The 8412-nt window shown below is 68.0% G+C and carries 5 protein-coding genes; 4 read left to right on the top strand and 1 reads right to left on the bottom strand.

What is annotated here, in order from left to right:
- Positions 1-17 precede the first annotated feature (17 nt).
- Entirely contained in the window at positions 18-1343 is a 1326-nt protein-coding gene (locus tag ABD385_RS38585) for a hypothetical protein (protein ID WP_344584601.1), read from the top strand.
- A 52-nt stretch (positions 1344-1395) separates the two neighbouring features.
- Here ABD385_RS38585 and ABD385_RS38590 read toward each other — a convergent pair whose 3' ends face one another.
- On the bottom strand, positions 1396-1761 hold the full coding sequence (locus ABD385_RS38590; protein ID WP_344584603.1) for a serine hydrolase: 366 nt from the start codon (positions 1759-1761) through the stop codon (positions 1396-1398).
- A 427-nt stretch (positions 1762-2188) separates the two neighbouring features.
- On the opposite strand from ABD385_RS38590, the gene ABD385_RS38595 reads away from it, so the two are divergent.
- From ABD385_RS38595 to ABD385_RS38605, 3 genes are read left to right on the top strand one after another with little or no spacing between them, the layout of a single operon-like run.
- The gene (locus ABD385_RS38595) at positions 2189-2614 is read left to right on the top strand and encodes a hypothetical protein (RefSeq protein WP_344584605.1); all 426 of its coding nucleotides are present in this window, start codon (positions 2189-2191) and stop codon (positions 2612-2614) included.
- A gap of 41 nt (positions 2615-2655) precedes the next feature.
- On the top strand, positions 2656-6219 hold the full coding sequence (locus ABD385_RS38600) for an SCO4651 family lipoprotein (protein WP_344584607.1): 3564 nt from the start codon (positions 2656-2658) through the stop codon (positions 6217-6219).
- 45 nt (positions 6220-6264) lie between these two features.
- Positions 6265-7611, top strand: a complete 1347-nt coding sequence (locus ABD385_RS38605) for an IS630 family transposase (RefSeq protein ID WP_344584609.1) — start codon at positions 6265-6267, stop codon at positions 7609-7611.
- Positions 7612-8412 lie beyond the last annotated feature (801 nt).

Below are 8412 nucleotides of genomic sequence, written 5' to 3' on the forward strand. Positions count from 1 at the left end.
AAGAAGGAAGACCCGTCATGGCAGTACAGGGAATCCAGCATGCCTACAACATCAAGAAGATGAAAGTCCCTACACAAGCGGGCTCGACCATCAAGGAAAATGCCCTGGTCCTGGTACAGGACGGCTCGGCCGGCGTGGCGACCGTGAGCGATGGATCCATCACGTGGCAGGAGATCGGCTTCATGTTCTCCGGCTACTGGGATCTGAAGGAATCACTGAGCGACTACAAGAACCTTCCTGCGCCGTTCAACAAGAAACTGGACACCGTCTTCCCCGACTATGACAAGTCCAGCTCGATCGCGTGGGCGACGTCCGGCGACCAGATCCTGCAATTCAACTGGCAAGACGACAGCCGGACCAAGGAACCGACCTCGATCAGCAACGCACTCCCGTCCCTGCCGCCCGAGTTCACATCCGGGCTCTCGGCGGCCATGGGAGGCGTGGAAGGCGGGCCGAAACCGACTGCCTGGCTGTTCAAGGGCAAGCAATGTGTGCGGGTGAGCTACCAGAAGACCACCTTCACCTGCGGTACCGCCGTCAACATCCAACGCAAGTGGAAGCTGAATGGTCAGGAGGTGCCCGCCCTTGCGAACGGCATCGACGCCGCGGTCCGGGTCCCGGGAACCGACATCGGGTACTTCTTCATCGGCGACAAGTACGTCACCTGCAACGTCCGGGACGAGAAACTCACCGCCGGCCCCCAGCTCATCCGGAGCTACTGGCACAACGTCCCCTACGCGTACCCGATTCCGGACGCCATCCTCACTCCGGCACGCGGGCATAATCCTTTCGAGTGGTACTTCTTCCTCGGAAAGTATGCCCACTTCACTGACGACCCGGCCACCGTCTTCAGCGGCATCCCCAAGAAGCAGAACCTTCGCAAGATCACCCAGCACCTCTCAAAACTGAGCGGAACGGTGTTCGCCGACGGAGTGGACAGCGCCGTCAACATCGAAGGCACCTCCTACCTCGTCAAAGGCAGCAAAATTATCAAGCCCTTCGACGCCAAGCCACAGGTGGAGGATCTGTCGAATTACTACGGCGGAAGCAGTCGCTTCATCTACCCCGAGCGGACGACACAGTCTCCGAAGGGCGCCGTGTACGACCTGGAGAAGAAGGAACACCGCACCTTTTCTCCGGCGGCTGAAAAACAATCGGACCGGCCCTGGCAACAAGTGATCAAGAGTCCCGTACAAGCAGCGATTCAAGTGAAGGGCCCCACGCCGCCCTTTTCTTTCATGACCGAGAACCGCAACCTGTGGCTGTTGGGCGACGGCGGACAGGTGCACAAGCCATGCCGCATGAACTGGGAACTGCAGTGGCCCGACGACCCCAACACCTGAGCCACCCGGGACATACAGTCCGCCCACCCGTCCGGCGGCCGAGCGTGCGCGCTCAGCGGGCCGCCGGCAACGGGGCGGGCAGCACCTCGGGGACGTACCGTCGTGCCGGTGCATCGAGGTCGATCCGATGCTCGGCGATGAGCTGGAGCACCACCGTGTTGGTGAAGGCTTTGGTGACACTGTCGATCCGGACGTACGCGTGAGCGGTGACGGGGCCGGCAGTGGCGCCCACGCCGTCCCGCCTGACCGGCGCGCCCGCAACGACGCCGTCGGGCCAGTGGTCGAGAATGTCCTGGACGGTGGGGTTCGCGGACGTCGGGGTGCTGGAAGCGGCAGGTATCGCGGCTGCGGGCAGAGCCGCACCGGCGATGAGAGCGGAGGTCACGAAAAGGGTGGTGACGGCGAGGCGCATGTGCATCGAGGTCCCTCCGGCGGTGCCGATGGGGTTCGGGTGACGACGTCAACTCTGCTGAATGCAGTGGGCGTTGCCCATGAGTGATCACCCTGATGACAACCCTGAATTCCCCCTGACACGGCCGAGCCGGCTCTGCCGCCACCCCGCGTTGAATTCATCCGCGGTGCGGGTTTCTCCTCTTTGCTTCCTCTGGGCAGGCCGAAATGCGTCGAACGTCGGCCATCCGTTTGGGTGTTGCGCCGCCGGGGTCCGTGGGGCCAAGGTGTGAGGCTCACTGCGTGTTGTCGATAGCGGTGTGCGACGGCAGGGGGTTGCTGTGGGGTCGAGAACAGCGTCGCCGGATGAGGGTGGGGGCGGCGGGGGCGCGGCCAGGGTGCGTGATGTGGTCCGCGATGTCGTGGCGGAGGTGGCTGCTGAGGAGTTGCCCGTCGTGGACGCGCTGGCCGGGTTCGACGACGCGACCGTCTTGCAGCGGTTACGACGGCGGAGCCGTCGGCGGGAGCCACTGGGCTTCGGTCTGGACGAGGTCGCGGTGTTGGTGACCCCGGTGGTGTGGCTGGGAGTGGACCAGGCGGCCAAGCGCGTCGCGGACAGCGCGGTGGATGGCGCGTCGAAGGGGGTGAAAGCTGTGCTGCGCAAGGTCTTGCGACGCCCGACCGCGTCCGTCGTGGTACCGCCGTTGACCCCCGCGCAGCTGGGCGAGGTGCGGCGGGCGATGCTGGAGATGGCCGCGCAGCGGGGCCTCGCGCAGGAGCAGGCGGTGGTGGTCGCCGACGCGGTGGTGGCCCGGTTGGCGGTGCCGGACGATGACCCGCAGGATCCCGGCGAACGCACGCCGCCCGAAGGCGAGGCGTGACGAGCGCGGACCCTGCCCGGCCCAGGGTGGACGAGCGGGCGATGAGCGCGGGCACCACGATGCGGTTCGTGCTGCTGCTGGTGCTCATGGTGGTGGCCAGCGGCACGATGATCGTCGGGGTGCTGTCCGGCTTGAACAGGCCGAGTGGGCTGGGCTGCCTGCTCGCCGCCGGGGCGGATCCCAACGAGGGCACGGTGGCGGCCACGTCGGCCAGCGTCATCACCCAGTCCGACGCGTACGACGCCTGCGAGGCACGCTTCAACTCGTCGCTGCCGTGGTGGCTGGGCCTGGCGTGGCCGGTCCTGCTGCTGGTGGTGGCCGGCGTGCTGTTCGTCGGCCTGCCGGCGTGGAAGACGCGGCGTGGCCGGGTCGTCCCGCTGGACCGGGTCGACCGCGACGGCGAGTTCCGGCGGCAGCTGACCGACCTGGTCGACGTGGCCGGCCTGGCCCGCGCGCCGCGGTTCGTCGTCGACCCCGCGGCGCTCTCGGCCGGGGCGGTGGTGTTCGGCCGCAACCGGCGCGCCACGGTGTGCCTGCACACAGGTCTGCTCGCCCGCAGGGCTGCCGACCCCGAGGGCTTCCGGGCCGTGCTGCTGCATGAGCTGGCCCATGTCCGCAATCGCGATGTCACCATCGCCTACACCACGGTCGCCCTGTGGTGGGCGTTCCTAGCCCTGGCGCTCGTGCCGTACCTGGCCTGGTCCGCGTACGGCCTCATCGACGGCCTGGGGTCGCCGTTCTGGTCCGGCGTGGGGCCTGTCGTGACCAGGAGCCTGCTGCTGCCGGTGTTGCTGGTGCCGCTGGTGTACCTCGCGCGGGCGGATGTGCTGCGCAGCCGGGAAGTCTATGCGGATCTGGCCGCGGTGCGCTGGGGCGCGGACCCCCGGGGCTGGGCGATCCCGGTCGCCGGCCGTGCCGGTGGCGCGTTGCGGCGGGCGGTCGGCTCGTTCGTCGAGTTGTGGCGAACCCACCCGCGATGGGATCTGCGCCGGGCGAGCCTGGACGACCCGGCGGAGTTGTTCGGCGCGAGCCCGCTGTCGATGTTCCTCACCGGGGCCGCCGCCATCGTGATCAACTCTCAGATGTGGGACTACCTGGGACAGTTCAACCTGGTGAGCGCCTGGACCGGCGGGGCGATCGCGTTGGTCGCTGCGGCGTTGATCACCGCGGTGGCCGGGACCGTGTTGTGCCGGGCCGTCGCCCACGCCATGGTCACCGGGAGCCGGGTGCCCTCCGGGGTGCGGGCCGGGCTGTGGTTGGGACTCGGGATGGCGGTGGCGGAGTTCGGCGCCGACCGTGTCGCGGTGTTCGAGTGGCTGCCCAGCCAGCCCGAGGCTCTGCTGCTGCCGGTGCTCGCCGGTGCGGTGTTCGCATTGTGGACCACGCGGTGCGCCCGGCTGTGGCTGCGGGCGTGGCGGGGAGGCAGTAGCCGGACCGCGATGCTGATTGCCTTGGCCGGCGCCTTCCTGGTGTTGTCCGGGTGGTTCTCCTGGTGGCAGCAGACCGGCGTGCAGCTGGCCTTCCAATGGCCCTTCAACGTGTCGGCGATGCGCGACGCGCTGACGCAGGGGCAGCCGCCTGGACAGGTGGCCGAGCACGCCGCCGCGCTGTCGGTGATCGCCGCGGTGTGGGCGGTGCTGGGCACGTTGGCGGAGTTGCCCCTGGTCCCGACTGCGGCAGCGGCGATGTGGGTTGTGCCCCTGCTCGCCCAGCTTGCCCGGCCGGCCGTCGGCGCGCCTCGGTGGGCTCGCGACGCCGTGCGGGACGGCACGGACGTGTCGGTGCCCTGGGAGGCGCCGCCGCCACTGCGCCGCGCCGTGTGGCCCGGTCTGGCGGGCGGGGCGGTCGGCTGGGCTGTGATCGTCGGTGTGACGGCGTGGACGCACACCGGGCAACCGCCGCTCGGGCTGCGCGGCGTCGAATACTTGATCTTCGAGGGATGGGGGCTGGCGGCCCTGACGGTGGCTGCGGCCGTCGCCGCGGTGGCCGCGGACATCGCGGCCCGCGGCCGCCGGCTGTCCACGACGCTCGTCGCGGCGGGGACGGCCGTGGTGACCGGGTACTGCGGGTTGTTTGCGCTCACCTCGCTGGACGGGTGCGTCCCGTCGCTGGCCGTCTTGCAATCGTCCTGCCAGTGGCGGCCCGCTGAGGCATGGCGGGACGCGCAGCCCATGCTGGGCATGGCTCTCGTGCTGGGCGCGGCCACCGCGGTCCTGGCGGTCGCCATCGGGGCGGCGGTCCGGACCTGGTGGCGGCGTGGCACCCAGCGGGCCGCGGTCCCCGCAGGTGTGACGGGCACGCGGCTGGCCGTCCGCCGTACCGCAGTCGGCTTGCTCTGCGTCACCGCCGTGGGCATCGCCACGACCCAGGAGGCATTCCACACGGGGCAACCCCCGTCGGCGGCCGCCGACGCCCACGCACAACTGCCCGCCCCGGTCGACCAGGCGTCGGCCCCACCCCAGGTCAAGAAACTGCAAGTGGCCGCGTGGTGGGAGTACGGCGGCCGGGATCTCGCCGGCGACCGTCTCGGCCGGATCATGGGCGGCATGGGCGAGGTGTTGCGGAACGCCGCGACATCCGCTGACCCGCACAACCCCGATGGCGTTCTCTCCAGGCTGCGCCCGCTCTGCGCGGACCTCCGCCAACTCGCCCGGGACGCCCACGGTTACTTCCGCGTCCCCGACCCTCAGGCGCAACGACTGTGGGCGACGTTCCTCACGCAGGCCGACGAAGGCAGCGCGGACTGCCTGGCGGCGCTGGACCACAGCGACCGGGAGCTGTTGGAGTCGGCCTCCCAACAGGAGATCGTCCACGCGGGCGCCATCGGCGCGCAGGTCGCGACCTGGATCTCCACGGTGCTCTCCGGTGACGGCTCGGCGAAGCCGCCCGGCCCGGCTGAGCCCGACGGCGGAGCCGTCGCGCTCAGCGCCGCGGTCAAGAAGGCCGTGGCGGGCAAGGGCAGCGTCAAGCTCACCGCGCAGGTGAGCGTGGGCAGCATGAGTACGACCGACGAGGACTGCCGGATGCGCCTGTGGTCTGCAGCGGTCGCCATGGACTGCTCTGTGGCCACCAGCGCACTGGGCATAAAGTGGACGGCCCACATGATCGTGCTGCCCGACAGCGCCTACCTCTCTGTGCCGGACATGCTGCGGCTGCCCGGCGGCAAGCAGTGGGCCAGACTCGGAGCGGACAGCAAGAACCCGATGTCCGCGATGCTGGCTGAGTCGATGAAGCAGATGCAGGACTCCGTGAACGTGGATGCAACGGTGCCGCCGGGCGCACAGATCGTCGACAGGGCGAGGGAGCAGGTTGGCGGGAAGCAGACCACCCGCTTCGACATCGCCTACGACGTGCGGGCCGCAGCGGACGCCGCCACCAGCGACGCGGCCAAGCAGTCCCTCCTGGCACTGGCGCAAAGCGGCGTCAGCACGGTGACCAGCCAGATATGGGTGGACGAGGCCAACCTGCCCGTGCAGGTCGCCAGCACGGTGACACTGCCGCAGTACGGCCCGATGGCCACCAAAGTGAGGTTCACCGACTGGGGCGTGCCGGCGGACATCCAGGCGCCGCCGGCCGACCAGGTGGGTTCCATGCCGGGCGGCTAGTGTGATGCGCCAGAAATCCCGAGCCTAAGTCTGTAGCCTGTTTTTATGTCTCGGGGTCCTCGTGCTGTCGAAGTTGTGCTGTCCGATGGGGAACGCGCGGAGTTGCTGCGTTGGGCGGGTGGGGCGGTGGTGCCCCGTCTTGCTGAGCGGGCGCGCATCGTTTTGGCCTGTGCGGACGGGATGCCGAATGTGCGTGTGGCTGCGGAGTTCAAGGTGACCACGGACACCGTGAGGAAGTGGCGCTCGCGGTTTGCTGACCAGCGGATGGCGGGGCTTGTGGATGAGCCGCGGCCGGGGCGGCGGAAGGCGGAGTTGGTGCTCAGTGAGGCTGAGCGGGCTCAGTTGACGCGCTGGTCAAGGCGGGCGAAGACCGCTCAGTTCCTGGCTCTGCGGGCGAAGATCGTGCTGCGGTGCGCGGAGGGCGGGACGAACAAGGAGGTCGCTGCCGAGCTCGGGGTTGGCCATCAGACGGTGAACCGTTGGCGGGCCCGTTTCATCGCCCATCGGTTGGGCGGGCTGGTCGACGAGCCCAGGGTGGGCCGGCCACCGTCGATCCTGCTCGACCAGGTCGAAGAAGTCGTCGTTGCGACCTTGGAGTCCACACCGGGTAAAGACACGCACTGGTCACGCGCCTCCATGGCCACCCACACCGGACTGTCAAAGTCCACCATCGGCCGCATCTGGAAGAGGTTCGACCTCAAACCGCACCTCCAGGACTCTTTCAAACTCTCCACCGACCCGCAGTTCGTCGACAAGGTCGTCGATGTCGTCGGCCTGTATCACAACCCGCCTGAGAAGGCTGTGGTGTTATGCGTGGACGAGAAGGCCCAGATCCAGGCACTGGACCGGTCCCAGCCAGTCCTGCCGATGATGCCTGGGATGCCCGAACGGCGCACACACAACTACCTGCGGCACGGCATCACCAGCCTGTTCGCCGCGTTCAACATCGCCGACGGCACCGTCATCGGTGAACTCCACCGCCGTCACCGGGCCATCGAGTTCAAGAAGTTCCTGGTCACGATAGGCAAGGCGGTCCCCGCCGGACTCGACGTGCACCTCGTGTGTGACAACTACGCCACCCACAGCACCTCCGAGATCAAGGCATGGCTGGTTAAACATCCGCGCTTCCAGGTGCACTTCACCCCGACCGGCTCTTCTTGGATCAACCAGGTCGAGCGGTGGTTCGGCCTGCTGACCGACAAGCTCATCCGCCGCGGCGTCCACACGTCCGTCAAGGCCCTCGAAGCCGACATCAGGTCCTGGATCGACACCTGGAACGAGAACCCCAGACCTTTCAAGTGGACCAAATCCGCCGACGAGATCCTCAAATCCCTCGCCGACTACCTGACCAGGATCACCCCGTCAGGCATCAACAACCAGCAAGAAATTTAGGCTCGGGATTTCTGGCGCATCACACTAGCGGATCCTCCCTCGTGAGGGCATGAGCTGGACCCATGCCCTTTGATCGCGCCACAAGATATGAATCACGAACCTTCACACGCAACACACAAAATGAACACATGTCCGGAAGCCTGCTATCCGATATGCCTGCATTGATGGCATGGGTTCTTGCATATGGGCCACTTGCCCGGGTTGCGCAAGAAAACGGAACGTGTGGTTGTCGTCTAATTTTAGACGCCTCTCTGTTGGCGAAGGGGCCTCTCCGGCCACCTTCCGGAGCTCGAAGCGGGACAGGAACTCCTGCCACTGGCAACCGGCTTCCGGGCGCGATGCGAACCGCACAGGCGCAAAACGCCGCACCCCCATGTCCCGCAGGACGACCGCGCGTTCCGATCCCGCAGCCACCTCCACCAGCGCCCCAAGGCGACCGTCTCCAGCCTTTCCGTCCTGCTCTGATCGCCAGGCGGGTCGCCGCGCCCGACGGCAGCAGAGGTCCAGGTGGGCAGAAGGGCGCAGCCGGGGCCCACGGGGCCACCCAGTCGTTGCGTGACCTGTGGGATGCCGACCAGGCATCGCTGCAGCCGCTGGCCGAGACCGGCTGGACCAACTTCCTCGGCTACCGACCAATCCGCGCGCACGACAGCTCCGAATCCCGGGCATGAACGCGCGACGGAAGACCCTTGTGCATGCGGCGCTGGGTGCGTTGAGCGGCCTGGTGGCCGGTTACGCGGCGCTTGCCATGGCGGAGTTGGTCTCGGTCGCGGTTCGTCCCGAGGCCAGCCCGGTCACGGC

This window comes from Streptomyces lunalinharesii (assembly GCF_039532155.1).
Taxonomy (GTDB): Bacteria; Actinomycetota; Actinomycetes; order Streptomycetales; family Streptomycetaceae; genus Streptomyces; species Streptomyces lunalinharesii.

Excerpts from the sequence above, each read along its gene's own strand:
- ABD385_RS38585 (WP_344584601.1), top strand. The coding sequence starts at position 18 with ATGGCAGTACAGGGAATCCAGCATGCCTACAACATCAAGAAGATGAAA.
- ABD385_RS38590 (WP_344584603.1), bottom strand. The coding sequence starts at position 1,761 with ATGCACATGCGCCTCGCCGTCACCACCCTTTTCGTGACCTCCGCTCTC.
- ABD385_RS38600 (WP_344584607.1), top strand. The coding sequence starts at position 2,656 with ATGAGCGCGGGCACCACGATGCGGTTCGTGCTGCTGCTGGTGCTCATG.
- ABD385_RS38605 (WP_344584609.1), top strand. The coding sequence starts at position 6,265 with ATGTCTCGGGGTCCTCGTGCTGTCGAAGTTGTGCTGTCCGATGGGGAA.